This is a genomic window from Microbispora sp. NPDC004025 (assembly GCF_053604425.1).
In genome coordinates, this window is the sequence record NZ_JBSGHN010000001.1 from 95,904 (window position 1) to 119,998 (window position 24,095).

At 71.5% G+C, this 24,095-nt stretch carries 24 protein-coding genes; 13 read left to right on the forward strand and 11 right to left on the reverse strand.

Annotated features, from left to right (window positions below):
- Positions 1-9: 9 nt before the first annotated feature.
- Positions 10-933, reverse strand: a complete 924-nt coding sequence (locus ACWEQG_RS00465) for a LysR family transcriptional regulator (RefSeq protein WP_452280530.1) — start codon at positions 931-933, stop codon at positions 10-12.
- 79 nt (positions 934-1,012) lie between these two features.
- Here ACWEQG_RS00465 and ACWEQG_RS00470 point away from each other — a divergent pair, with 79 nt between their 5' ends.
- The 7 genes from ACWEQG_RS00470 (at position 1,013) to ACWEQG_RS00500 (ending at position 6,105) form a co-directional block, all read left to right on the forward strand.
- Positions 1,013-1,879 (forward strand): 4-hydroxy-tetrahydrodipicolinate synthase family protein, encoded by an 867-nt coding sequence (locus ACWEQG_RS00470; RefSeq protein ID WP_452280531.1) that lies wholly within the window; start codon positions 1,013-1,015, stop codon positions 1,877-1,879.
- A 45-nt stretch (positions 1,880-1,924) separates the two neighbouring features.
- Complete coding sequence (locus ACWEQG_RS00475) at positions 1,925-2,410, forward strand: MarR family winged helix-turn-helix transcriptional regulator (protein WP_452280532.1); 486 nt, start codon at positions 1,925-1,927, stop codon at positions 2,408-2,410.
- Between the two features lie 77 nt (positions 2,411-2,487).
- Complete coding sequence (locus ACWEQG_RS00480; protein ID WP_452280533.1) at positions 2,488-3,921, forward strand: MFS transporter; 1,434 nt, start codon at positions 2,488-2,490, stop codon at positions 3,919-3,921.
- A gap of 296 nt (positions 3,922-4,217) precedes the next feature.
- Positions 4,218-4,427 (forward strand): hypothetical protein, encoded by a 210-nt coding sequence (locus ACWEQG_RS00485; RefSeq protein ID WP_452280534.1) that lies wholly within the window; start codon positions 4,218-4,220, stop codon positions 4,425-4,427.
- 123 nt (positions 4,428-4,550) lie between these two features.
- The gene (locus ACWEQG_RS00490) at positions 4,551-4,916 is read left to right on the forward strand and encodes a ClpX C4-type zinc finger protein (protein WP_452280535.1); all 366 of its coding nucleotides are present in this window, start codon (positions 4,551-4,553) and stop codon (positions 4,914-4,916) included.
- Positions 4,917-4,963: 47 nt separating this feature from the next.
- Complete coding sequence (locus ACWEQG_RS00495) at positions 4,964-5,644, forward strand: DUF6461 domain-containing protein (protein ID WP_452280536.1); 681 nt, start codon at positions 4,964-4,966, stop codon at positions 5,642-5,644.
- 53 nt (positions 5,645-5,697) lie between these two features.
- Positions 5,698-6,105, forward strand: a complete 408-nt coding sequence (locus tag ACWEQG_RS00500) for a VOC family protein (protein WP_452280537.1) — start codon at positions 5,698-5,700, stop codon at positions 6,103-6,105.
- A gap of 106 nt (positions 6,106-6,211) precedes the next feature.
- On the opposite strand, the gene ACWEQG_RS00505 is transcribed toward ACWEQG_RS00500, so the two are convergent.
- Positions 6,212-7,537, reverse strand: coding sequence for an RNA polymerase sigma factor (locus ACWEQG_RS00505; RefSeq protein ID WP_452280538.1), 1,326 nt, complete (start codon positions 7,535-7,537; stop codon positions 6,212-6,214).
- 5 nt (positions 7,538-7,542) lie between these two features.
- Positions 7,543-7,884, reverse strand: a complete 342-nt coding sequence (locus ACWEQG_RS00510; protein ID WP_452281639.1) for a YciI family protein — start codon at positions 7,882-7,884, stop codon at positions 7,543-7,545.
- A gap of 194 nt (positions 7,885-8,078) precedes the next feature.
- Between ACWEQG_RS00510 and ACWEQG_RS00515 the strand changes: the two genes are divergently transcribed.
- Both ACWEQG_RS00515 and ACWEQG_RS00520 read left to right on the forward strand, forming a co-directional pair.
- Positions 8,079-9,053, forward strand: a complete 975-nt coding sequence (locus ACWEQG_RS00515) for a GlxA family transcriptional regulator (protein WP_452280539.1) — start codon at positions 8,079-8,081, stop codon at positions 9,051-9,053.
- Positions 9,050-9,673, forward strand: coding sequence for a DJ-1/PfpI family protein (locus ACWEQG_RS00520; protein WP_452280540.1), 624 nt, complete (start codon positions 9,050-9,052; stop codon positions 9,671-9,673). Before ACWEQG_RS00515 ends, ACWEQG_RS00520 begins: the two co-directional genes overlap by 4 nt.
- A gap of 566 nt (positions 9,674-10,239) precedes the next feature.
- On the opposite strand, the gene ACWEQG_RS00525 is transcribed toward ACWEQG_RS00520, so the two are convergent.
- The 6 genes from ACWEQG_RS00525 to ACWEQG_RS00550 all read right to left on the reverse strand — a co-directional run bounded on the left by ACWEQG_RS00525 (position 10,240) and on the right by ACWEQG_RS00550 (position 15,252).
- Complete coding sequence (locus tag ACWEQG_RS00525; protein ID WP_452280541.1) at positions 10,240-11,679, reverse strand: DEAD/DEAH box helicase; 1,440 nt, start codon at positions 11,677-11,679, stop codon at positions 10,240-10,242.
- A 344-nt stretch (positions 11,680-12,023) separates the two neighbouring features.
- Positions 12,024-12,230: a cold-shock protein gene (locus tag ACWEQG_RS00530; protein ID WP_020545593.1), complete on the reverse strand. Its 207-nt coding sequence runs from the start codon at positions 12,228-12,230 to the stop codon at positions 12,024-12,026.
- Between the two features lie 445 nt (positions 12,231-12,675).
- Positions 12,676-13,155, reverse strand: coding sequence for a GntR family transcriptional regulator (locus ACWEQG_RS00535; RefSeq protein ID WP_452280542.1), 480 nt, complete (start codon positions 13,153-13,155; stop codon positions 12,676-12,678).
- A 44-nt stretch (positions 13,156-13,199) separates the two neighbouring features.
- A complete protein-coding gene (locus ACWEQG_RS00540) occupies positions 13,200-13,682 on the reverse strand; it encodes a GntR family transcriptional regulator (RefSeq protein WP_452280543.1) in 483 nt (160 codons plus the stop codon).
- A 105-nt stretch (positions 13,683-13,787) separates the two neighbouring features.
- Complete coding sequence (locus ACWEQG_RS00545; RefSeq protein WP_452280544.1) at positions 13,788-14,462, reverse strand: JAB domain-containing protein; 675 nt, start codon at positions 14,460-14,462, stop codon at positions 13,788-13,790.
- A gap of 52 nt (positions 14,463-14,514) precedes the next feature.
- Positions 14,515-15,252: a GntR family transcriptional regulator gene (locus tag ACWEQG_RS00550; RefSeq protein ID WP_363463618.1), complete on the reverse strand. Its 738-nt coding sequence runs from the start codon at positions 15,250-15,252 to the stop codon at positions 14,515-14,517.
- Positions 15,253-15,506: 254 nt separating this feature from the next.
- On the opposite strand from ACWEQG_RS00550, the gene ACWEQG_RS00555 reads away from it, so the two are divergent.
- The 4 genes from ACWEQG_RS00555 (at position 15,507) to ACWEQG_RS00570 (ending at position 19,227) form a co-directional block, all read left to right on the forward strand.
- Positions 15,507-15,686, forward strand: coding sequence for a hypothetical protein (locus ACWEQG_RS00555; protein ID WP_452280545.1), 180 nt, complete (start codon positions 15,507-15,509; stop codon positions 15,684-15,686).
- Between the two features lie 301 nt (positions 15,687-15,987).
- Positions 15,988-16,902, forward strand: coding sequence for a 4-hydroxy-tetrahydrodipicolinate synthase (dapA, locus tag ACWEQG_RS00560; RefSeq protein WP_452280546.1), 915 nt, complete (start codon positions 15,988-15,990; stop codon positions 16,900-16,902).
- Positions 16,903-16,979: 77 nt separating this feature from the next.
- Complete coding sequence (locus ACWEQG_RS00565; protein ID WP_452280547.1) at positions 16,980-18,665, forward strand: ribonuclease J; 1,686 nt, start codon at positions 16,980-16,982, stop codon at positions 18,663-18,665.
- Between the two features lie 49 nt (positions 18,666-18,714).
- Positions 18,715-19,227 (forward strand): DUF402 domain-containing protein, encoded by a 513-nt coding sequence (locus tag ACWEQG_RS00570; RefSeq protein WP_363463624.1) that lies wholly within the window; start codon positions 18,715-18,717, stop codon positions 19,225-19,227.
- On the opposite strand, the gene ACWEQG_RS00575 is transcribed toward ACWEQG_RS00570, so the two are convergent.
- Positions 19,220-20,764 carry a DHA2 family efflux MFS transporter permease subunit gene (locus ACWEQG_RS00575; RefSeq protein WP_452280548.1) on the reverse strand — a complete coding sequence of 515 codons (1,545 nt, stop codon included), beginning with the start codon at positions 20,762-20,764 and terminating at the stop codon, positions 19,220-19,222. The genes ACWEQG_RS00570 and ACWEQG_RS00575 overlap by 8 nt on opposite strands.
- Before the next feature lie 31 nt (positions 20,765-20,795).
- On the reverse strand, positions 20,796-24,047 hold the full coding sequence (locus ACWEQG_RS00580; RefSeq protein WP_452280549.1) for a BTAD domain-containing putative transcriptional regulator: 3,252 nt from the start codon (positions 24,045-24,047) through the stop codon (positions 20,796-20,798).
- Positions 24,048-24,095: the final 48 nt, after the last annotated feature.

Sequence of the window (24,095 nt, forward strand, 5' to 3'; positions counted from 1 at the left end):
TTCTGGCTGCTATCGGACGGCGGAACGCAGGGCCGCGATCAGGGCGACGACGGCGGGGTGACCGCCGGCGCCCCTGCGGAAGGCGACGCGGGTGCGGCGGCGCATGGACAGCGCGGTCAGCGTGACGCCTCGGGGCGGGTCGGCGGCTCCCAGCTCCGGCACGAGCGCCACGCCCTGCCCGACGGCGACCATGGCCAGGACGGTGGCGAAGTCGTCGATGTGGTGACGTACGCGGGGGGAGAACCCGGCCGCCTGGCAGGCCCGCACGGTCATCGCGTGGCACAGGGTGCCGGGAGTGGAGGCGATCCAGGGCGCGTCGCGGCAGGCGAGGAGCGTGGCCGCGTCGCCCTCGCCGCCGACGGCGTGCGGGGTGGCCAGGTACATGAACTCGTCGAGGAGGGGGACGGCGTCCAGGGCGAGGTCGGGCTCGGCCGGGACGAAGTCGTACTCGTGGACCAGGGCGACGTCGAGCTCGCCGGCGCGCAGCCGGGGCGCGACCTCGGCGGGATCGACCTCGTCCACCATCGGATCCAGGCCGGGGTGGCTCCGCGCGAGCGCCGCCAGGGCCGCGGGGAGGATCGCCCGGGTCGCGGTGGGAAAGGCGCCGATCCGCAGGATCCCGGCCAGATCGGTTCCGGACGGATCGCTCCTGGCCGCGGCGAGTTCCGCCGCCGCCTGCTCCAGCCGTTCGAGCACGGCCTCCGCGTGCCGCACCAGCGCCAGCCCGGCGGGGGTGAGGGCGACCCGCCGTCCGGTGCGCTCCAGCAGGGCGACCCCCGCTTCGCGTTCCAGCGCGGCGAGCTGCTGGGAGACGGCCGAGGGGGTGAACGTCAGCGCCTCGGCCACCGCCGCGATCGTGCCCCGGTGAGCGAGTTCACGAAGCAGGCGGAGCCTGCGGACGTCGAGCATCAGCGCGGGCGGGGTCGGTGGCAATCGAGCATCAGTTCAGCTTAACGGTTTCGATAGAAACGCGAACTGGACCTACACGGTTGCTCGCCGGAAGGATCGTGCCATGACTCTTTCCGGTGTTCACGTCCCTTTGATCACTCCGTTCGCGGAGGACGGCGAGATCGCTGTCGACGCGCTCGAAGCCCTGGCGCACGGCGTGCTCGACGACGGCGCGTCCGGGCTCGTCGCGCTCGGTACCACGGCGGAGGTCGCCACGCTGACCGAGGAGGAACGGCGCGCGGTGATCGAGATCTGCGGCCGGGTCTGCCGCGAACGGGGCGCCACGCTCACGGTCGGCGCGGGGTCGGCCGACACGCGGAGCACGGCCGAGGCGCTGCGTGCCCTCAAGGGGGAGGCGGACGCGGCGCTGGTGACGGTCCCGGCGTTCGTCCGGCCGTCCGAGGCGGGCGTGCTCGCCCACTTCACCGCGCTGGCCGAGCAGACCCCGGTGCCGCTGGTCGTCTACAACATCCCGTATCGGACCGGGCAGTCCGTGGGCGCGGGCACGCTGCGCCGGCTGGGGGAGCTGCCCATGGTGGCCGGGGTCAAGCACGCGGTCGGCGGCGTCGACCTCGACACGATCGCCCTGCTCGCCGACCCGCCGGCCGATTTCGCGGTGCTCGCCGGGGACGACCCGTTCCTGTCCGCGCTGCTCGCGCTGGGCGCATCCGGTGGCATCCTCGCCTCCGCCCACCTGCGTACCGGTGATTTCGCGGAGCTCGTCCGGGCCTGGCAGGCCGGGGAGACCGAGCATGCCCGCTCTCTCGGTCACCGGCTGTCGCTCATGTCGGCGGCCATGTTCGCCGAGCCCAACCCGACCGTCCTGAAGGGTGTCCTGCACGCCCAGGGCCGGATTCCCACCGCCGCCGTACGGCTCCCGCTCGTGCCGGCGGGTCAGGCGTCGATCGAGGCCGCCCTGCGGACGCTGTGACCTTTGGAGATAATCCGCAAAGGGACGAATTGGTAGCCTGGGCGTATGACAGCCATGGCGCCCTCGCGTAACGAGCCCGACCTGTCCTTCCTGCTCGATCACACCAGCCACGTGCTGCGTACGCGGATGGCGGCGGCCCTCGCCGAGATCGGACTGACGGCGCGCATGCACTGCGTGCTCGTCCACGCGATGGAGGAGGAGCGTACGCAGATCCAGCTCGCCGAGCTCGGTGACATGGACAAGACCACGATGGTGGTCACCCTCGACGCCCTGGAGGAGGCCGGCCTCGCCGAGCGGCGCCCGTCCAGCACGGACCGGCGCGCCCGCATCGTCGCGGTCACCGAGAAGGGCGCGGAGATGGCGAAGCGGAGCCAGGAGATCGTCGACGGGGTCCACCGGGCCGCTCTCGAGTCGCTGCCGGAGGAGGAGGCGGAGGTGCTCGTCCGTGCGCTGAACCGCCTGGTCACCGGGCATCTGGACATTCCGGTGGAGGCGCCGCGGCCGGTCCGGCGGGCACGCCAGCGCGCCTGATCGGTCCGTAGGGGATCGTCTACAACAAAACTATCTGCTACGGTCGATCCTGTTCCCCATGAACAGGAGGCGACCCCTTGTCGCGCATATCCCGATCCCGTCGGCTCGTGCTGGGCGTGCTGTCCGCCACGATGCTGATGACGGTCCTCGACGGCAGCATCGTGACCGTGGCCATGCCCGCCATCCAGCGGGACCTCGGCTTCGCGCCCGCCGAGCTGAGCTGGACCGTCAACGCCTACCTCATCGCGTACGGCGGCCTGCTCCTGCTGGCGGGCCGGCTGGGCGACCTGGTCGGCCGCCGGGCCATGTTCCTGGCGGGCAACGCCGTCTTCGCGGCGGCGTCCCTGCTGGCCGGAGCCGCCACCGGGCCGGGGATGCTGATCGGCGCCCGGTTCCTGCAGGGCGTCGGCAGCGCCATGGCCTCGGCGGTCGTGCTCGGCATCCTGGTGACGACCTTCACCGACGCGGGGGAGCGGGCGAAGGCCATCGGCGTCTTCAGCTTCACCGGCGCCGCGGGGGCGTCGCTGGGCCAGGTGCTCGGCGGGGTCCTCACCGACGCGCTGGGCTGGAACTACATCTTCCTCGTCAACGTGCCGATCGGCGTGGTCACGATCGCGCTGGCGGTCCGGGCGCTGCCGGCCGATCGAGGGCTCGGCCTGTCGGCGGGCGCGGACGCCTTGGGCGCCCTGCTGGTCACGGCCGGTCTGATGCTGGGCATCTACGCCGTGGTCCAGATCGAGCGGTTCGGCCCGCGCTCCCTGTGGTTCGGCGCGGTGTCGCTCGCGCTGCTGGCCGCGTTCCTCGTCCGCCAGGCGACCGCCCGGACCCCGCTCATGCCGCTGCGGATCCTCCGCTCGCGCGCCGTCGCCGGGGCCAACCTGGTGCAGGTCCTGACGCTGGGCGCGATGTTCGCCTTCCAGATCATGGTGGCGCTGTTCATGCAGCAGGTGCTCGGCTATGGGGCGCTCGGCACCGGCCTGGCCATGCTCCCCGCTGCGCTGGCCATCGCGGGGGTGTCGCTGTTCGTGTCCCCGCGGCTGAGCACCCGCTTCGGCGCGCGCGCCGTGCTGCTGGGCGGTCTGGCGCTCCTGATCGGCGCGATGGCCTGGCTCACCCGCGTCCCCGTCGACGCCCGCTACGTGACCGACCTGCTCCCCGTGATGGTGCTCATCATGGGCGGGGGCCTGGTGCTTCCGGCGCTGACCACGCTCGGCATGTCGGGCGCCCGTTCCGACGACGCCGGCCTGGTCTCGGGGTTCTTCAACACGACTCAGCAGGTCGGGATGGCCGTCGGTGTCGCGTTGTTGTCCACGCTTGCCGCCACCCGTACGCAGGGGCTGCTGGCGGGCGGGGCGGGCGAGGCGGTCGCGCTGACCGGCGGTTACCGCCTGGCCTTCACGGTGTCCCTCGCCCTGCTGATCTCCGCCTTCGCGGTCGCGCTCGTCGTCCTGCGGCGGCCCCGGGCGGATGACGTGCGGCAGGCGGCGGCGCTTCAGCCCGAGCGGGTCTGAGGGCCGCGGCCCGGAGCCCTGTGGCTCCGATGACCTGTGACTCCTATGACCTGTGACTCCAATGAAGCGGGGCCCGGTTGTCACCGGCGGAAGGCCGTGCGGCGTCCTCTCCGGTGCGACCAGTGCTGACGGGAGGCGGCGATGCGAGTTCCCTCCCCAATGCGGGCGGGGACCCGTCGCCGCCTCCCGCACTGCGTCGCCCGGCCGGTGAGTGTCGGTGACCGCGTCCCCCGCGCGACCGGCTTCCGTACTACGGCGGCGTATTCGTCGCCGGTCATCCCCCGAACTACGGAGCCATGGTGGATTCGCAGACCGTTCTCATTCTCGTCGCAGCCTTCTTCGGCATCTGGCTCGTCTCCGACTACATCCGCAACTACCTGTCCAAATGTCCCAAGTGCAAGGGCAGCGGCACACTCAAGGCCACCTGGTGGTCCGGGCGATACCGCCCCTGCCCGCGCTGCGGACGCAAGGGAGAGGTCCCGCACGCCTTCGGCCCCAAGAGCTGACCCGGAAACGAGCGCGCGGGAAACATCGCTTTCCGGATGATCCATTGTCAGGCTGCTCCTGACGGGACTAGCCTCGGTGCCGATCGTCAGGAACAGCCTGACAAGTCATCCCGTGGAGGCGACATGCCGGCTCCTTCTCTGGCGGAACAGGACATCCGCTGCTCGTTCTGCTCCAAGCCGAAGACCGCCGTGGCCAAGATGATCGCCGGTGCCGGCGTCTACATCTGCAACGAGTGCGTCGGGCTCTGCAGTGAGATCCTGGCGGCCCAGTCCGTCGAGGCCCCGGAGATTCCGTACACCGAGAGCATGACCGACGAGCAGATCCTGGAGTTCCTGCCGCGGATCGCCGAGGTGAGCGCGCAGGTCGAGGACAACCTGCGGGTCTGGGTGCAGCGGGCGCGCGACCGGGGGGTGACCTGGGCCAGGATCGGCGCGGCGCTCGGCATGACCCGCCAGTCCGCCTGGGAGCGGTTCTCCGGCGAGGAGTGAGGCTCGCTCAGGCGAATTTGTCAGTACGGACTGCCACCCTGGCCCGCATGACGACGACCGATCCCTTGGCCCCGTTCCGATGGCTCAACGTGCCCGAGAGCGAGGGCGGCGGCCCGTTGGGCGTGATCTTCAGTGTGGCCTTCTTCCGCGGGCTCGACCCGGCCGAGGTCGTGCGCCGCTTCAGCCGGGGTGAGGACTCCGGCCAGGAGTCCGGCTTCGCCGAGCTCGACGACAAGGTGTACGAGTTCGTCGAGGAGACGGACGGCGGAGACGGCGGCGGTCATGTGGGCGTTTTCCAGGCCGGCGAGTGGTGCGTGGCCATCGAGCCCTTCGGCTGGATGGTCACGCTCCACGAGGTGCTGCCCAGGCTGTCCCACGGCTGCGAGGTGGTGGCGGTCACCCGGCACGACTACGCCGCCGACCACGGCTTCGAGTACGCGATCGACGGCACGATCGTCACCGGGTATCGGCCGCGGCACCCGTACGAGCGTTACGGGTCCGACCCCGACCGGCTCAACGGCTACATGCGCGAGCTGGGGATGGGACTGGACACGCCGGAGGACGAGGCCGCGTGGGACGCCGCCTGGGAGGACAACTACGACACCGCCCTGGCGAGGGGGTTCGCCCTGGCAGCGAAGATCACCGGGGTGCCGTTCACGGAGGACATGCTCGCCCGCCCGATGCTCGTGGGGCCCATCGTGGATCCTTTCGGAGACGCCGGCGTGTGACCGGCTCCCGGCCGACCGCCGGAATGTCGGAGGCGCTGACTAGGGTGCGGCCCATGACCACGGATGACGCTCTCTTCTCGGCGATCGGCCGGATGGTGGTGCTCGTCGACGACGCCGACGAGGCGCTGGCCTTCTACCGCGACGTGCTCGGCTTCGCCGTGCTGCACGACTATGTGGCGGGCGGCTATCGCTTCCTGCACGTCGGCCTGCCGGGACAGGAGGGGGTGGGGCTGTGGCTGATGCCGATCACCTCCGAGCGGCAGCGTGAGCTCGTCGGCGGGCAGACCGGCGGGCAGCCGCTGTTCGTCCTCTACACCGCCGACCTCGGCGTGGTCGCCAAGCGGCTGCGCGAGCACGGCGTACGGGTCTGGGACGAGCGTGAGGACCCCGACAGCCGCTCCCTGCACTTCGCCGACCTGTACGGCAACGTCATCGTCGTGGCCCAGCTGCTTGCCGCCTGAGGCGGAGGCCGCGCCCGGGTGGCCACCGGCGTCGGGCCGGCAAGGTGAGCCGAGCTCGATCGCTGGAGACGCGCAGGGACGCCGGACGTCAGGTGTCCGCTGAGCGTCAGGGGTCCATCGCGCAGCCCGGGCAGCCCGCGCAGTCCGCGCAGTCCGCGCAGTCCGGGCCGTTCTGGGCGGGCGACTCGGTTGTGCCGAGCCTGCGCCGCAGGTGGGCCCGTTCGGGTTCGGTGCCGGCCAGATCGAGGGCTCGACGGTAGGCCGCCGCGGCCTCGGCGAGCCGTCCGAGTCGCTGCAGCAGGTCCGCCCGGGCGGCGTGGTAAGGGTGGTAGCCGCGCAGCCGCTCCTCGCCGGCCAGCTCGTCGAGCAAAGCCAGGCCCGCTTGCGGGCCGTCGCGCATCGCCACGGCCGCCGCCCGGTTGAGCGCGATGACGGGGGACGGGTCCAGCACGAGCATTACTTCGTAAAGGGCCACGATCTGGGGCCAATCGGTGGTCGCCAGATCGGTCGCCTCGTTATGTAAGGCCGCGATCGCGGCCTGCACCCCGTACGGCCCGGGCGGACCGCCGGTCAGCGCGACGGGCACCAGCGCGAGGCCCTCCTCGATCATGGCCCGGTCCCAGCGGCCGCGGTCCTGCTCCCCGAGCAGCACGAGCTCCCCGTCCGGGCCGGTGCGGGCCGCGCGCCGCGCGTGGACCAGCAGCATCAGCGCCAGCAGCCCGGTGACCTCGCGCTCGGCGGGCAACAGCCGCCGTAGGATCCGCGCCAGCCGGATCGCCTCCTCGGCGAGGCCCGGCCGCTGCAGATCAGGGCCCGAACTGGCCGCGTACCCCTCAGTGAAGACCGAATACAGGACCTGGAGCACGCCCGGCAGGCGCCCCGGCAGCTCGTCGGCCCCGGGCACCCGGAACGGGATCCGGGCCTCACGGATCTTCTTCTTGGCTCGTACGATTCGCTGCGCCATCGTGGCCGGCGGGACGAGATACGCCCGCGCGACCTCCGGGGTGGTCAACCCGGCCAGGCAGCGCAGCATCAGAGCCCCGCGCGCCTCATCCGGCAGGGCCGGGTGAGCGCAGGTGAAGAAGAGCTGCAGCCGTTCGTCGGGAAGATCGGCGCCGGCGTCCGCGGGCGGAGCGGGATCGGCCCGGTCCGCCTCCACCTGCAGCACGGCGAGCCGGGCGGCATAGGTCTGGTCCCGGCGCAACCGGTCGACAGCCTTGCGCCGGGCCGTCGTCAGGAGCCAGGCGCCGGGTTTGGCGGGGACGCCCTGCACCGGCCAGTGCACCAGCGCCGCCTCGATCGCCTCGGAGGCGACCTCCTCGGCCAGGTCCAGGTCGCCGAACCTCTGCACGAGAGAGGCCAGCAGGCGCCCGTGTTCCTCCCGGAACACCGACTCCACCGCCCTGCCGGTGCCGGACGCCTGCTCCCGCACCGCGCTCAGGCCCCGAAGTCGGCGACCGGCCGCACCACGACAGAACCGCTGCCGCGTGCCCCCGGGCAGCGGGCCGCCCAGTCCAGCGCGACATCCAGGTTCGGGACGTCGATGACGTAGAAACCACCGAGGACCTCGCGGGTCTCCGCGAACGGGCCGTCGACGACGGACCGCTGCCCGTCCGGGCCGACCCGGACCGTCGTGGCGGTAACCAGGTCCGCCAGCGACTCACCCGAGACCCAGATCCCCGCGTCCCGTACGGCCTTGTCGTAGTTCACCCATTCCTGGAAGTCGCCCTCGGCGCCCGCGCCGTTCGCGTCGGCCGCACTGGCGTTGATCAGCAGCATGTACTTCACAGCCCGAACTCCTGTCATGTCCTGTCGTTCCCTCACGCGGCGAGGCGCCGCACATGATGACGACGAACGAGAGGCGACGATATCGACAGCGCCCCCGATTCTTTCCAGACGGGCCGACGGTCATGGCGTAATGTGCAATCTCTGTGTCGTTGACGCCATGAGGCCATGGTCGCGAGCATTGAGGCATGCAGCGACGCGTGGTCATCGTGATCTTCGATGGCTTCCAGATGTTCGATCTCGCCGGGCCGGCCGACGTCTTCACCACGGCGAACCTGCTCGTGCCCGAGCCCGGCTACCGGGTCGAGGTGACGGCCGTGCGTGCCGGGGCCGTACCCGCCCAGAACGGGATCGCGACACTCGCGGAGACGTCGCTGGACGAGGTCGCGGCGCCGATCGACACGCTGATGGTCGTGGGCGGGCTGTCGGTGCCGGAGCACCTGCGCGATCGGGAGCTGCTCGCGGGCGTCGCCCGGCTGGCGGCCGGGGCCCGGCGGGTCGCCTCGGTATGCAACGGCGGCTTCCTCCTAGCGGAGGCAGGACTGCTGGGCGGCAGGCGCGCGACCACCCACTGGCTGGTCGCGGGCGAGATGGCGGATCGCTATCCGGACGTCGAGGTGGACGCGGATCCCATCTACATCCGCGACGGGAACGTCTGGACCTCGGCGGGGGTCAGCTCGGGAGTGGACCTCGCACTGGCGCTCGTCGCCGACGACCACGGTCATGCGCTCGCCCGCGACGTCGCCCGCGGGCTCGTGGTGTACCTGCACCGCCCGGGCGGGCAGAGCCAGTTCAGCGCCCCCATGCGGGCCGCCGTCCCACGTGCCGAGCCGCTGCGCGAGATCCAGGCGTTCATCGACGCCAACCCCGCCGAGGACCTGAGCGTTCCGGCGCTCGCCCGGCGGGCGGGGATGAGCGAGCGGCACTTCTCCCGGGTCTTCACCGAGCAGACGGGGGTCTCACCCGGCAGGTACGTCGAACGCAGCAGGGCCGACGCGGCGCGGCGGCTGCTGGAGACCACCGCTCATCCCCTGGACAGGGTGGCCAGGGAGTCGGGACTCGGCGTTCCCGAGACCCTCTACCGGGTCTTCCGCCGCCATTGGCGCGTCTCACCCGGCGACTACCGTCGCCGGTTCCGATCGAAGGAGAGCAGCAGAGCATGAACATCGCGATCCCCCTCTATCCCCGATTCACCGCGCTCGACGCCGTCGGGCCGTACACGGTGCTGGCCTTCGCGCCGGGCTGCACGGTCACGTTCGTCGCGGCCGAGCCGGGGCCGGTGCTCGACGACCGGGGCAGCCTGAGCCTCGCGGCGACCGCGTCGTACGGCGACCTGCCCGCGCCGGACGTCGTCGTCGTGCCCGGAGGACCCGGGACGATCGAGGCGTTGTCCGACTCGGAGTTGCTGGGCTGGATCGCGCGGGCGCACGAGCGGACCCGGTGGACGACCTCGGTGTGCAGCGGCGCGTTCCTGCTGGGCGCGGCGGGGCTGCTGAAGGGCCGTAGGGCGACGACCCACTGGGGATGGCTGGACCAGCTCGCCGGATTCGGCGCCGAGCCGGTCAGCGAGCGCGTGGTCATCGACGGCAAGGTAGTGACGGCGGCGGGCGTCTCGTCGGGCATCGACATGGCCCTGACCCTGCTGGCCGCGATGCGCGACGAGGAGACGGCGCAGACCGTTCAGCTCGCCATCGAGTACGCCCCGCGGCCGCCCTTCGACGCCGGCAGCCCGAAGACCGCCCCGGCGGGCCTGCGTGACCGGGCGCTCGCCCTCATCGACTGAGCGCCGCTGTCCGTCCACGCGAGCGCCGGGAGGAGGTTCGCCCTGCTGGGGCGCTCAGGTGGGGCCGCGGCGGGTCAGCGGGGGAGCCTGTCGAGGAAGGGGATCACGAGAGCGGCGAGGCGACCGGCGGCGCTGTAGTTGGCGTTGCGCGGGCTTCCGGGCACGACGGCGAGTCTCCGCGCGGCAGCGACGCGGCCACCTCCCACGCCCACCGTTGTGACACCAGCGGCTCACGCTCGCCTCTCGTCACCAGCGCGGGCACGCCGACGGCGGGCAGCTTGCGTTCGATTGGATAACGCAGGGAGATCTGGAACATACGGGCGATCCGCAGGGGTCCGGCGTCCAGGACGTCACGCAGGAGGATGGGCGCCTGGAAGGGATCCTCGCGCGGTGGGAGCTGTGCCTGGCTGCCGCAAGGAGCCAGGCCAACTTACGCCATGATTCCTGAGGAGTCGATCTCCTCGTTCGATGTTCCCGGCAGGGACGGCGCCTGCACCACCTGGATGGTCTCCTCCACCGGATGGCTCCGCCCGGAACTACTGTTCCGCCGGGCGGTCATCCGACTGCTACCCGAATCGTCGGCTGTTCCGTCCCCGCCCCGTTCGGCGATCTGCAACCGGTGTGGTGATGGTCACGGGGATCCCTGAGGGAGCCTGGGCGCCCGTGATACGTCGCAGTTCGGCCTCACCCGAACAGACCTGACTGGTCTGCGGGACGATACCGGCGTCGGCCATCAGGCGGGTCACGGCACGGCGCTGGTTGGGCAGGACGAGGGTGACGACGCTGCCGGACTCGCCTGCGCGGGCGGTGCGGCCGCCGCGGTGCAGGTAGTCCTTGGGGTCGCTCGGCGGGTCGACATTGACGACGAGGTCGAGGTTGTCGACGTGGATGCCGCGGGCCGCGACGTTGGTCGCCACCAGCACCGTGACGTGGCCGGTCTTGAACTGGGCGAGGGTGCGGGTGCGCTGGGGCTGGGACTTGCCCCCGTGTAGCGCCGCGGCGCGTACGCCGCTGTTCAGGAGGTTCTCGGTGAGCCGATCCACGGCGTGCTTGGTGTCCAGGAACATGATCACTCTGCCGTCGCGAGCAGCGATCTCCACAGTGGTGGCCTGCTTGTCGGCGCCTTGGACGTGCAGCACGTGGTGCTCCATGGTGGTGACCGCGCCCGCCGAGGGGTCGACCGAATGGACCACCGGGTCGGTCAGGTAGCGGCGTACCAGCAGGTCGACGTTGCGGTCCAGCGTGGCGGAGAACAGCATGCGCTGGCCCTCGGGGCGCACCTGGTCGAGCAGGTAGGTGATCTGAGGCATGAAGCCCATGTCGGCCATCTGGTCGGCCTCGTCCAGCACGGTGATGCCGACCTGGTCCAGGCGGCAGTCGCCGCGCTCGATGAGATCCCTGAGCCGTCCGGGGGTCGCGACGACGACCTCGGCACCACCGCGCAGAGCGCTGGCCTGCCGGCCGATCGACATTCCGCCGACGACGGTGGCCAGCCGCAGCTTCAATGACCGGGCGTACGGGGTGAGCGCGTCGGTGACCTGTTGGGCCAGTTCCCGAGTGGGAACGAGGATCAGGGCCAGCGGCCGCCGCGACTCGGCGCGCTGTCCGGAGGTGCGGACGAGCAGGGCCAGGCCGAAGGCGAGAGTCTTGCCCGACCCGGTGCGCCCCCGCCCGAGGACATCCCGGCCCGCCAGGGAGTTCGGCAGCGTCGCCGCCTGGATCGGGAACGGCTCGTTCATACCCAGGCTGGTGAGCACCTTCATCAGCGCGGGCGGCATGTCCAGTTCAGCGAAAGTCGCGGCTGCCGGCAGGGCCGGGGTAACGGTGACCGGCAGTGCGAACTCCCCCTGAAGCGCGGTGGGACGCCGCCCGTGACCGCCAGAACGCCTGGGGGTGCCTGAACGGCCCAGAGCCGGCGAGCCGGCTCGGTCACCCCTGCCGGGGTTGGCAGAGCCGCCCGTACGAGTGGAGGAGTAGCGGTCGTGCTTGCGAGTTGCATGGTTCATGCAGAACCTTCCTCGATGCGGCACGTGTCAAGTGATTCCCGGCGCGACGAGCGGCACAAGAATGGCGAGCACGGGCCGAAGAAAGACGAGCCGAGCCCGCGGAGAACAGCCTGGCCTCGTGTGTCGAAATGGTCGGCATCCGGCCGAGAAGAACGGCGACTGGGATGCCGATCAGAGAGCTGGATCGGATCAGGCCCGAACCGGCACCATCAGTGGTCTATCCGGTGTGCGGCGGAAGAACGGACATGTTCGTGAGGTCGTCACGGCACAGCGGGTACCACAAGAAGCAACGCGCTGGGGCCCACACCTCACGGCGCGGGCCCCAGCTGCGTGATGCGTCGGTGTCAGGCGGGAACGATGTTCTCGGCCTGCGGGCCCTTCTGGCCCTGGGTGACATCGAAGGCCACCTTCTGGCCCTCGCGCAGCTCGCGGTAGCCGCCGTTCGCGACGATGTTGGAGTAGTGCGCGAAGACGTCGGCGCCGCCGCCGTCCTGCTCGATGAAGCCGAAGCCCTTTTCCGCGTTGAACCACTTCACGGTGCCAGAAGCCATATTGATCTCCTCTTGATGGGTGTAGCCGAAATCCGCACTGTCACGAATCCCGCGTTGCCGCGATAGAGGCCCACACCCGGAGAAGACCGGCAAACAAAAAATGCACCTGAGGCTACATACCGTCAGGCGCACACAAGTTTATTATGGGTACCACAACTGCAACTACGTTCAGCCTAGCACACCTGAGGCGTGATACCCACCCCGCCGCTATCCGCCTGGACGAATCGCATTTCGCGCGGCGCCGCGCGCCAGCATGGACCCGACCGGCACGGGCCGCAAACGCTGGACGAACCGATGGAAGGCCGCCCTGAACGCCTTCGAGATCACCTTGGGAGGCCGACTGTCAGCGGCCCGCAGCAAGAACAAATCGAAGGCCGTCGTGGTCAAGCGCCACTCCGTCAGGAGCCGGACGCCCCGATGTGACGCGTCTTCTCAAGTCGCGTGGTCAGTCCTGCGGCCAGTTATCCGGAGATGACACATAGGTGCCGCGATGGGGGACGGTGAAGACGTAGCCCTGGTCCCGGAGGAAGCCGACGGCCAGTCGCACGGTCACCTTGGCCACGCCGTACTGCTGCATGAGTGACTTCTCGCTCGGGATCGGCCGGTTCGGTTTCAGCTCCCGGCGCTCGATGCGCTCCGCGACCTCTCTCGCGATCAGTTCGTACAGCGGTGGCTTGCGTCGGGGACGGTAGACGGTGCCGTCTCCGACGAAGGTCCCCATTCCCTGCACGGTACGAACGAGACCGAGCTCCCTCAGTTCTCGGGCGACTCGCCGCGCCGTGGGGCGAGCCACCCCGTATTCGGCCTCCATCTCCGCCTCGCTGGGGATGGCATCACCGTCGATCAACTCGCCCCGGCGGATCTGTTCCTGGATCAGGTCGGCGATCTGCTTGTAAACGGGTACCGGTCCGTCACGGTCAAGCATGGATCGACCGTAGACCGACCGGGACGACTAGACGACGGAAACCGCTAATCTGCCGGCCACTTGTCCTCAGGTGACACGAAGCTCCCTCGTTGCGGGACGGTGTAGACCCAGCCCTGTTCGCGGAGACGGCCGATCGCCCTGCGTACCGTCTCGCGTGCCACCTCGTACTTCTCAACCAGCGCCGTCTCGCTCGGTATGGGACGACGCGGCAGCAGGTCGCCGTTGCGAATTCCTTCGACGATGTCGTCTGCGATCTTCCGGTACATCGGAATCTTCCGCGGCTCTCGTGGCGCGGTGCCCGGTGAGGTCACGAACGTGCCCTCGCCCTGCACCGTGTAGATCAGGCCTTCTTCCCGCAGCATGTGGAAGGCGCGCCGTGCCGTGGTCCGGGCCACGCCGAACTCACTCTGTATGGCGGCCTCGCTGGGAATGGGGTGTCCAGGCGGGAGGTCGCCTCGCTGGATCTGTTGCCGGATGATCTCGGCGATCTGCACGTACAGATGCGTGTCACCGTCGTGGTCGAGCACGCCCGCAGCCTAGACGGCCCATTACGAGGGCGTCTGTATGGCTATGTCTGATCAGGCGTTGTGTTTTGCCCTGGGCAAGACAATACAACTAGACGTACTATGCAACTATGCATTCCCGAGAGGGGGCCAAGGGACGCGGCGCCAGGCGGTGTCGGTGACGATCACGTGGTCGAGGAAACGGAGGCCGACGGTGTCGGCGGCCTCGTGGAGGCGGGCCGTGACCTCGACGTCGGCGGGGCTGGCGTCGAGCGATCCGCTCGGGTGGTTGTGGGCGAGGCCGAAGGCGGCCCCGCCGGAGAGGAGAACGGTGGTGACGATGTCGCGGACGGGCGCGGGGGTGTGGTCGCTGCCGCCCTCGGTGACCACGGTCCGGCGCAGCACGGCGCCGCGGCCGTCGCACACCACCACGACGAGCCGCTCGCGCGGCTGTCCGTGGAGCAGGGGAGCGGCAGCCGAAGCGATGTCGGCCGAGCAGGTGATCCGGCTTCGCTCCGGCTCCGCCTGGGCCCGCCGGACGAGATGGAACGCGGCCGCCACACGGGCGGCCTTGGCGGGACCCACGCCGGGGACGGCGAGCAGCCGATGGGCCTCGGATCGGGCCAGCTCGCCGAGGTCGCCGCAGTGGGCGATGAGCTGGGAGGCGAGTTCGACGGCGCTCACGCCCCTGCTGCCCGAGCCGAGCAGCAGGGCGAGCAACTCCCTGTCGGCGAGAGCCGCGGCTCCGGAGGCCATCAGCCGCTCACGCGGCTGGTCGGCCAGGGGCATGTCCTTGACGCGCATCGGCACCTCCGGATGGGGGATCCGGATCGGTTGTACCAGTGGGCACCGACAGTCAGAGGGGGCTGGGAATGCCGTAGACCAGCCGGAACCTGTCGCCGGGCACCACGGCGTCGCTGGTCTCCACCGGCCGCTCGCCGGCCCAGTACGTGCGCTCGATCTGGAGCACCTGGACGCCGGAAGGCAGCTCCAGCAGGTCGCTCTCGGTCGGCTGGGGAACGCGGACGTGCACGGTCTCGCTGATCTCGGTGAGCGGCATGCCGCTCGCCGCGAGACGGAAGGCCGCGCTCCTGCGTTCGTACGTGCCCTCCTCGGGCGCCTGACTCTGCCCCGGCTCGACCGGTTCGTACGTCGTGAGCAGCTGCACCGGACGACCGTCGCCGCGAAAGACGTATCGGGTCCGGATCACCGGGCTGCACTCGCCGATACGCAGTCGATGGGCGATGTCGGGAGGGGCGTCGGCGAGCTCGCTGCGCCAGCTCCAGCTGGGTTGCCGCCCGCCCGCCTGCATGTCGCCGACGAAGGCGGCGTGCGGTTCGGGGAGGCGGCTGCGGTTGAGCGGGAGCAGGATCGGTTTCTCCCGCACCCGGTGCCCGGAGCCCACGCGGCCGATGATGAGGCCTTCCTGCGCGAGCACGCGCAGCGCGTGGCGGGCGGCCGTCTCTCCGACGCTGTATTTCCGGGTTATCTGGTGCCGCGAGGGGATCGGTGCGCCCGGGGGGAGCGTGCCGTCGACGATCTGGCGGCGAATGTCCTCGACTACGCGCAGGTAGACCGGATCAGAGTTTGCCATCAATCCATCCCTGAGGGGGTGACGGGTCTTCCAAATCTTGGCGTATTCGCCGGGCCACCGAGAGTGACGGGAACGGCCTGTGACTCCAACTTTGCCTGGTGAAAGGGCTGCTAATGGGTGATATTGCCGCTAAGCGGCCAGGTGCTGATATTCCCCTCCCGCCGCCCTATCACGGCATCCATGCCAGCCCTCCGAGGGACAGGCACCGGAAGATCGCGTGGTCGAAACCCACCAATCGCAGCGATCGGGTGCGGGTGCACAGGCACACGTGTGAGTGCAAGGCGACGATCTACGAGCTGTGCTCGGCCGGCGGACTGATGTTCATCCGGCGGACGAAACGGGGCGTGAAGATGGAGATCCGCGAGAGCGAACGGCTCGTCTCCGCGCGGATGCAGGAGCTGTGGGTGCGGCTGCTCGCGGGGGAGGCCCACTGATCCGGCTGCGGCCCCATGCCTGCCGATCCGCCCGCGGTTCACCGATTCGCCGCCTGACGGCCTGGGTATCTTCCGCCCGTAGGGTGTACGACCGGTCGTATTACGACCTTCCGGAAAAATTTCGTCAGCGGCGTGTAACGTCCGCGTAAGGCGCGGCGATTCCCGGTTAGAGGTCGCTGATGTGTGTACCCCCGAGCACATATCGGCGGCCTCTTCCGCTGTCGGCGGCATCGCGGGCGGTACTGGACATAACGGGGTGGCGAGGTCCATCACCCCAGCGGATCCGGGTACCGTTCGGTCTATGGCATCGCCTACTGGAACTTCCGACGCCCCCTTCGGTCGCACGCTGACCGCGATGGTCACACCGTTCACCTCGAACGGCGCCGTCGACTACGAGGGCGTCCAGCGGCTCGCCGCCTATCTCGTGGACGAGCAGTGCAACGACGGGCTGGTCGTCAGCGGTACCACCGGGGAGTCCCCCACCACCTCCGACGAGGAGAAGGACCGCATCCTCCGCGCGGTCGTCGAGGCCGTGGGCGACCGGGCCACGGTCGTGGCCGGCGTCGGCACCAACGACACCCGGCACAGCGTCGAGCTGGCCCGGGCCGCGGAGCGCGCCGGTGCGCACGGTCTCCTGGTGGTGACCCCGTACTACAACAAACCGCCGCAGGAGGGCCTGCTCCGGCACTTCTCGACCGTCGCGGACGCGACCGGCCTGCCGGTGATGCTGTACGACATCCCCGGCCGCGCCGGGGTGCCCATCACGACCGAGACCCTGTTCCGGCTGGCCGAGCACCCGCGCATCGCCGCCGTCAAGGACGCCAAGGGCGACCTGTTCGCGGCCTCGCAGGTGATGTCCTCCACCGACCTCGTCTTCTACTCCGGCGACGACGTGCTGAACCTGCCGTGGCTCTCCGTCGGCGCGGTCGGGTACGTCAGCGTCGTGGGCCACGTGGCGGGCGCGGAGCTGGCCTCGATGGTCGACTCCTACCGGTCCGGCGATGTCGAGAACGCACTTGCCGTCCACCGTCAGCTCCTTCCGGTGGTCTCGGCGATCATGACGCGCACCCAGGGCGCGATCATGGTCAAGGCGGCGCTCACGCTGGTGGGCCAGGACGCCGGGTACGTCCGGCCGCCGCTCGTGGACGCCACCCAGGAACAGATCGCGGCGCTTCGCGAGGACCTCATAACGGGGGGTCTCAAGCTTGTGGATTAGATCAGCAGATGGAGTCGAATGAGCGACGTGTACAGAGAAAACGAACATAGGGAACGACGCGGGGCGAAGGGGGCGGCATGAGTCATCCGCATCCCGAGCTCGGGCCGCCTCCGCCGCTGCCGGAAAACGGCCTGCGCGTCGTCGCGCTGGGCGGTCTCGGCGAGATCGGCCGCAACATGGCGGTCTTCGAGTACGACGGCCGTCTGCTCGTGGTGGACTGCGGCGTGCTGTTCCCCGAGCCGGACCAGCCGGGCGTGGATCTCATCCTGCCCGACTTCGACTACATACGGGGGCGCCTCGACGACATCGAGGCACTGGTGCTCACGCACGCCCACGAGGACCACATCGGCGCGGTGCCGTACCTGCTGCGGGAGCGGCGCGACATCCCGATCGTCGGCTCGCGGCTGACGCTCGGGCTGATCGAGAGCAAGCTGATCGAGCACCGGATACAGCCGGTCAAGGTCGAGGTGATCGAGGGCGAGCGGCGCTCGTTCGGGCCGTTCGAGTGCGAGTTCGTCTCGGTGAACCACTCGATCCCGGACGCGCTGGCCGTGGCGATCCGCACCCCTGCGGGTCTCGTGCTCCACACCGGCGACTTCAAGATGGACCAGCTCCCGCTGGACGGGCGGCTGACCGACCTCGGGGCGTTCGCGCGGCTCGGGGCCGAGGGCGTCGACCTGCTGATGTCCGACTCCACCAACTCGGAGGTGCCGGGCTTCGTCACCAGCGAGCGGGAGATCGCGCCGGTCATCGACGACGTCTTCCGCAGCGCGTCCAAGCGGATCATCGTCGCGAGCTTCGCGTCGCACATCCACCGCGTCCAGCAGATCATGGACGCGGCCGAGAAGCACGGCCGGAAGGTCGCGCTCATCGGCAGGTCGATGGTCCGCAACATGGGCGTGGCACGCGAACTCGGCTACCTGAAGGTACCCGGGGGCCTGCTCGTCGACTCCCGGGAGATCGAGGAGTGGCCGCCGGAGGACGTGGTGCTGATCTGCACCGGCTCCCAGGGCGAGCCGATGGCGGCGCTGTCGCGCATGGCCAACCGCGACCACCCGATCAGGATCGCCGAGGGCGACACGGTCCTGCTCGCCTCGTCGCTGGTGCCGGGCAACGAGACGGCGGTCAGCAAGGTCATCAACGGCCTCAACCGCTGGGGCGCGCGGGTGGTCCACAAGGGCAACGCGCGGGTGCACGTGTCGGGCCACGCCGCCGCGGGCGAGCTGCTGTACGTGCTCAATCTCACCAAGCCGTCCAACTTCATGCCGGTGCACGGGGAGTGGCGGCACCTGCGGGCGCACGCCGCGCTGGCCGAGCTGACCGGCGTCCCCCGGGAGAACATCGTGATCGCCGAGGACGGCGTGGTCGTCGACCTCGTCGACGGCCAGGCGAGGATCACCGGCGCGGTCCCGTGCGGGTACGTCTTCGTGGACGGCACCTCCGTGGGCGACATCACCGACGTGGCCCTCAAGGACCGGCGCATCCTGGGCGACGAGGGGTTCATCTCCATCGTCGTCGTCGTGGACTCCACCACCGGGAAGCTCACCGGCGGGCCGCAGATCACCGCCCGGGGCTCGGGCATCGATCCCGACGCGTTCGACGCGGTCATCCCGCAGCTCGAGGCCGCGCTGCAGGAGGTCGCGGCGGCGGGGGTGGCCGACGAGATGCAGATCCGCCGGACCATCCGGCGTACGGTGGGGCGCTGGGTCAGCGACACCTACCGCCGCCGCCCGATGATCATTCCGGTGGTCGTCGAGGTCTGACGGACAATCCCGTTGTACTCGGAGACGGGCGTGGCGTAGCGTCCCGCCCGTGTCCGAGGTGAGGATCATTTACCGCAAGTACGGCGGTTCGCTGCACTGGCACCACCCCGCGCGGGTGCTGGGCGAGGACGAGCACGGCGTCTGGGCCGGCTGTCCCGCGGGCACCGCCGGCCGGCGGGGGAGCGAGCCGCCGGTGGTCTGGGCGGACCCCTTCGTGATGCTGTTCCCCCGCCACTCGTGGTGGACGGCCACGTTCAACGCCCGGCCGAACAGGTGCGCGATCTACTGCGACGTCACCACAGTGCCCGTCCGCGGCGACGGCCGGATCACCATGGCCGACCTCGACCTCGACGTGCTCCGGATGCGGGACGGCCGGCTGATCCTGGACGACGAGGACGAGTTCGCCGAGCACCAGGTGCGGTACGGATACCCGGAGGAGATCGTCCGCCAGGCGGAGCGGTCGGCCGCCTGGCTGATGGAGGCCGTGGGCGCGCGCACCGGCCCCTTCGGCGGCGCCCACGACCGCTGGCTGTCGCAAGTCACTCGAGCCGGGATCACTTGACGGAGACCGGCTCGTCCACGGACTCCTCCTCTGTCTCCGGGATCACCTTGGGCACGCCGCGCAACGCGAACGGCACGGCGACCGCGAGGACGAGCAGGATCGCCGCGCCGGTCAGCACCGTGACGTGGATTCCCTCGACGAACGCCTGCCGCGCGGCCTGCGCGACGGCCCCCGCGGCGTCGCCCGGCAGCGTGGCGGCGGCCTTCAGGGCGCCCGCGAGCGTGTCGCGGGCCTCGGCCGCCGCGCCGTCGGGCAGCCCGGGCGGAAGCACGAGGCCGTTCCGGTAGGCGCTGGTCAGCACGGTGCCGAGCACGGCGATGCCGAGCGCGCCGCCCATCTCGTGGGCGGTCTCGGAGATCGCGCTCGCCGCGCCGGCCCGCTCCTTGGGCACCGAGGCGAGCACCGTGTCGCCGGTCACCGCGAACGTGAAGCCCATCCCGACGCCCTGGATGAGCATGGCGGCGAGCATGTAGAGATAGGGCGTCTCCATGCCGATCCGGCTGAACAGGATGAACCCGATCGCGGTCAGCACGAGCCCGAGGCCGACGACCGGCCCGCGTCCCCACCGGTGCACGAGCACCCCGGACAGCGCGCCGCCGACGCCCCCGGCCAGGCCGCCCGGCATGCCGGCGAGCCCGGCGGTCAGCGGTGACCAGCCCATGACCAGCTGGAAGTACTGCGCGAAGACCACCGACATGGCGAGCATCGCGAAGACCGCGACCAGTTCGGCGCCGACCGTGGCCGCGAACGCGCGCCTCCGGAACAGCGCGATGTCGATGAGTGGCTCGGCCAGCCGGGTCTGCCGGCGGACGAACACGAGCAGCGCGGCGACCGCGATCACCGCGGCGGCGATCACGGAGGGCCGCGCGACGCCTCCGGTCGTGGCCTCCTTCATCGCGTAGATCAGGCCGAGCACGCCTACGGCGGACAGCGGGACGCTGACGAGGTCGAGCCTGCCGGGGCGGGGGTTGCGCGACTCGGGCAGCACGACGAGCCCGGCGGCCAGGACGACCGCGACGACGGGCACGTTGATCAGGAAGACCGAGCCCCACCAGAAGTGGTCGAGCAGCAGGCCGCCGACGATGGGCCCGAGGGCGAACCCGACCGCCCCGACGCTGCTCCAGACGCCGACCGCGGTGGTCCGCTCTTTGGGGTCGGGGAACACGTTGCGGATCAGCGACAGTGTCGAGGGCATGACCGTCGCGCCGGCCACGCCGAGCAGCGCGCGGGCCGCGATCAGCAGCGGGGCGTTCGGCGCGTACGCCGTCAGCACCGAGGCCGCGCCGAAGGCGGCCAGTCCGGCGAGCAGCAGCCGCCTGCGCCCGATCCGGTCGCCGAGGTTCCCCATGGTGACGAGCAGCGCGGCCAGCGCGAAGCCGTAGATGTCGGCGATCCACAGCAGCTGGGTGGCAGAGGGCGCGAGGTCCTCGCCGAGCTTCGGCAGGGCGAGGTGCAGCACGGTGAGGTCGACGGACAACAGGAGCATGGCCAGGCAGGCGATGACCAGCGTGCCCCACTTGCGGGAGGTGTCGTTCATGGCCGCCAGCGTGCGCGCCGGCGCTGACCGTTCATCCACCGAGCGCTGACAGGTGCCCTTCGACGATGGTCAGCGCCGCGGTGTCCGTGCTGCCCGTGATGCCCCCCGCGACCGGCACCCGCTCCTGTGCGTAGGCGCGGCCCTGGGCGTACGCCCGGTCGAATGCGTCAGCGCCGAGGACGGTCCGGCAGCCCGCCTCGATCCGGGCGACGTCCGGGTCGCCCGCGGCGGGTGCGCCGCGCAGGGCGGCGGCCACGCCCAGCAGCCAGGCCGCCCGCCCGAGGTCTCCTTCCAGCAGCGCGACGCCGGCGACCCCCTCCGCGACCCCGGCGGTCATGCCGAGGCTGCGGGTGCCGGGCAGGGTGGTGAGGGCGCGCCGGTGCCACGCCAGCGACTCGGAGGCGTCGCCCGACAGTTGCGCGGCCCAGCCGAGCGCCAGGTAGACGCGCGAGCGGGTCTCCTCCGCGCTGAACCACGCGCTCGTGCACTCCGCCAGGGCCGCCTCGTAGTGGCGCCGGGCCCCGGTCACGTCGCCCGCGAGCCGGGCGAGCTCGCCGAGCCCGAGGAGCGCCGCCGCGAGGGTCTCCGGGCCGCCGGTCCGCCGCGACAGCTCGGCGGCGCGCTCGAAGTCGGATCTCGCGGCGTCCGCGAGTCCGGAGCGCATCCGCGCCCAGGCGCGCCGGCAGAGGGTCTCCGCGACGTCCGACGCGGCGCCCAGCCGCTCGGCCAGGTCGAGCGCCTCGTTGGTCAGCGCCTCGACCCGCTCGTGGTCCCCCCGCTGGTCGGCGACGTCCGCCATGGCGGACAGCACCAGCACCCGGAGCCAGATGTCCCCCACGGAGCGGGCCTCCCGGAGCGCGCCGGTGAGCTCGTGTTCGGCCTCGGTGAGCCGGCCGTCGAACACCTTGAGATAGGAGAGGCTGAAGCGGCTGAGCGTCCGCGTCCACGGGTCGCGGTCGAACACGCGGAACAGGTCCTCCATGGTGTGGAGCTGCTCGCGCGCGGGGGGACCGCTGATCATCGCCTGCAGCACCAGCAGGAACGGCTGCCGGGGCGGCATGGGCAGGACGTAGGTCCGCCGGACGGTCTCGGCCACGAGCCCGTCCACGGCGGGGCCGCCCGTCCCGCCCCAGGCCACGAGGCAGGCGCACACGACGTGCTCCTCCTCCAGCCCCTCCGGTGGTGTGGCGCCGATCCGGCCCAGCAGTTCGGCGGCCGGCCTGGCGGCCTCGCCACGCAGCCCGCGCAGCAGCCAGTAGCCGGTCGCCGCCGACAGCAGCCGCAGCGCGGGCGCCACGTCACCGGCGCGTACGGCGCGGCGCAGCGCGGCCTGCAGGTTGTCGCGCTCGCCGTCGAGCCTGCGCAGCCACTCGACCTGGTCCGGTCCGCGCAGGTGCGGGTCCGCCGCGGCGGCCAGGTCCAGGAAGTACGCGAGGTGGGCCTGCCGCGTGGACTCGCTCTCGCCGGCCTCGGCCAGCCGTTCGGCGCAGAACGCGCGGATCGTCTCCAGCATCCGGTAGCGGTCGTCCACCACCTCGACGAGGGACTTGTCCACCAAGGAGGCGAGCACGCCGTCGGTGTCGGGCAGACCGCACACCCGCTCGGCCGCCTCCAGCGTCGCGCCGCCCGCGAAGACGGTCAGCCGCCGCGCGAGCGCGCGTTCCGGCTCGTCGAGCAGGTCCCAGCTCCACTCGACGACCGCGCGCAGCGTCCGGTGGCGCGGCTGCGCCGTACGGCTGCCGCGCGACAGCAGCGCGAAGCGGGGGGCGTCGCCCTCCGGCCCGGGATCGCCGGTGCCGAGACGGGCGGCGATCTGGGCCAGGGGCAGCGAGCGCAGCCGGGCGGCGGCCAGTTCGAGCGCCAGCGGCAGCCCGTCCAGCGCCCGGCAGATGCGCAGCACGTGCCCGACGTCGCCGGGCCCGAAGGCGATGCCGGGCCGTACGGCGGCCGCCCGCTCGGCGAATAACCGTACGGCCGGATAGGCGAGCGCGTCCTCGGCATCATCCTCGCCGCCGGGCGGCGGGACCCGCAGCGGGGGGACGGGACACAGGCGCTCGCCGGTGATGCCGAGCGCCTCGCGGCCGGTGGCCAGCACGCGCAGGGCGGGGCACGCCGCGAGCAGCCGGTCGGCGAGCCGGGCCGCCTCGTCCACGACGTGCTCGCAGTTGTCGAGCACGAGCAGCACCGGCCGCAGGGTCAGGGCCGCCACCAGGCGGGCGACGGGATCGGCGGTGCTCGGCCGAGTCCCGGGGCCGGGGATGGGCACGGGGATGGGCACGGCGCTCTCCCGCAGCCCGAGCGCGCCGAGCACGGCCTGCGGCACGTCGGCGCCGTCGGTGAGCGGGGCGAGTTCCACGACGCACACCTCGCCCGGCCACCGGGCGGCCGCCTCGATCGCCAGCCGGGTCTTCCCGGTGCCGCCCGGGCCGGTGAGCGTCACGAGCCGGGCCTCGGCGAGCAGCGCGCCGATGCGTTCGAGCTCGGTGTCGCGGCCCACGAGCGAGGTGAGCGGCACCGGCCGCGCGCCGGTCGCGGCGGGTGGGGGAGCGAGCGCCGGGTCGGAGCGCAGCACCGCGAGGTGGATCGCCGCCAGCTCCGCCGACGGATCGGCGCCCAGCTCGCCGGCGAGCACCCGCCGGGCGTCCTCGAAGACGGCCAGCGCCTCCGCCGGGCGGCCCGCGGCGTACAACGCGCGCATGAGCTGCCCGCGCGAACGCTCCCGCAACGGATGCGCGGCGACCCGTTCCTGCAGCTCGGGCAGCAGGTCGCGGTGCCGCCCGAGGGCCAGGCCCGCCTCGGCGAGGTCCTCGGCCGCCGACAGGCGCAGCTCCTCCAGCCGGGCCGCCTGGGCGGGCGCGAACGGCGCGTCGGGCACGTCGGCCAGCGCCGGCCCGCGCCAGAGGGCGAGCGCCTGGTCGAGCAGGCCGGCGGCGCGGGCCGGGTCGCCGGCGTCGAGCGCCCGCCGCCCTTCGGCCGCCAGCCGTTCGAAGCGGGACGCGTCCACGTCGTCCGGGTCCACCGCCAGCCGGTAGCCCGCCGGCTCTCGTACGACCAGGTCGCCGAGGTGCTGGCGGAGCCGCGACACCTGGGCCTGCAGCGCGTTCGTCGCCCCGGACGGCGGCTCGGCGCCGTAGAGACCGTCGATCAGGCGGTCGGTGGTGACGACCTTCCCGGCATTGAGGAGCAGCAGGCCGAGCAGCGCGCGCAGCCCGGGCCCGCCGACCGGCACCGGGCGGTCGCCGTCGAGCCGTGCCTCTGTCGGGCCGAGGATGCCGAACCGCATGACCATGATTGTCCCGCATCGCCGGCCGGGCGCGGTGGGGAGCGGTGC

Coding starts and splice junctions, on each gene's coding strand:
- ACWEQG_RS00470 (WP_452280531.1), top strand. CDS start 1,013: ATGACTCTTTCCGGTGTTCACGTCCCTTTGATCACTCCGTTCGCGGAG.
- ACWEQG_RS00475 (WP_452280532.1), top strand. CDS start 1,925: ATGACAGCCATGGCGCCCTCGCGTAACGAGCCCGACCTGTCCTTCCTG.
- ACWEQG_RS00485 (WP_452280534.1), top strand. CDS start 4,218: ATGGTGGATTCGCAGACCGTTCTCATTCTCGTCGCAGCCTTCTTCGGC.
- ACWEQG_RS00490 (WP_452280535.1), top strand. CDS start 4,551: ATGCCGGCTCCTTCTCTGGCGGAACAGGACATCCGCTGCTCGTTCTGC.
- ACWEQG_RS00495 (WP_452280536.1), top strand. CDS start 4,964: ATGACGACGACCGATCCCTTGGCCCCGTTCCGATGGCTCAACGTGCCC.
- ACWEQG_RS00500 (WP_452280537.1), top strand. CDS start 5,698: ATGACCACGGATGACGCTCTCTTCTCGGCGATCGGCCGGATGGTGGTG.
- ACWEQG_RS00510 (WP_452281639.1), bottom strand. CDS start 7,884: ATGCTGCTGATCAACGCCAGTGCGGCCGACGCGAACGGCGCGGGCGCC.
- ACWEQG_RS00515 (WP_452280539.1), top strand. CDS start 8,079: ATGCAGCGACGCGTGGTCATCGTGATCTTCGATGGCTTCCAGATGTTC.
- ACWEQG_RS00520 (WP_452280540.1), top strand. CDS start 9,050: ATGAACATCGCGATCCCCCTCTATCCCCGATTCACCGCGCTCGACGCC.
- ACWEQG_RS00525 (WP_452280541.1), bottom strand. CDS start 11,679: ATGAACCATGCAACTCGCAAGCACGACCGCTACTCCTCCACTCGTACG.
- ACWEQG_RS00530 (WP_020545593.1), bottom strand. CDS start 12,230: ATGGCTTCTGGCACCGTGAAGTGGTTCAACGCGGAAAAGGGCTTCGGC.
- ACWEQG_RS00535 (WP_452280542.1), bottom strand. CDS start 13,155: ATGCTTGACCGTGACGGACCGGTACCCGTTTACAAGCAGATCGCCGAC.
- ACWEQG_RS00545 (WP_452280544.1), bottom strand. CDS start 14,462: ATGCGCGTCAAGGACATGCCCCTGGCCGACCAGCCGCGTGAGCGGCTG.
- ACWEQG_RS00550 (WP_363463618.1), bottom strand. CDS start 15,252: ATGGCAAACTCTGATCCGGTCTACCTGCGCGTAGTCGAGGACATTCGC.
- dapA (WP_452280546.1), top strand. CDS start 15,988: ATGGCATCGCCTACTGGAACTTCCGACGCCCCCTTCGGTCGCACGCTG.
- ACWEQG_RS00565 (WP_452280547.1), top strand. CDS start 16,980: ATGAGTCATCCGCATCCCGAGCTCGGGCCGCCTCCGCCGCTGCCGGAA.
- ACWEQG_RS00575 (WP_452280548.1), bottom strand. CDS start 20,764: ATGAACGACACCTCCCGCAAGTGGGGCACGCTGGTCATCGCCTGCCTG.
- ACWEQG_RS00580 (WP_452280549.1), bottom strand. CDS start 24,047: ATGCGGTTCGGCATCCTCGGCCCGACAGAGGCACGGCTCGACGGCGAC.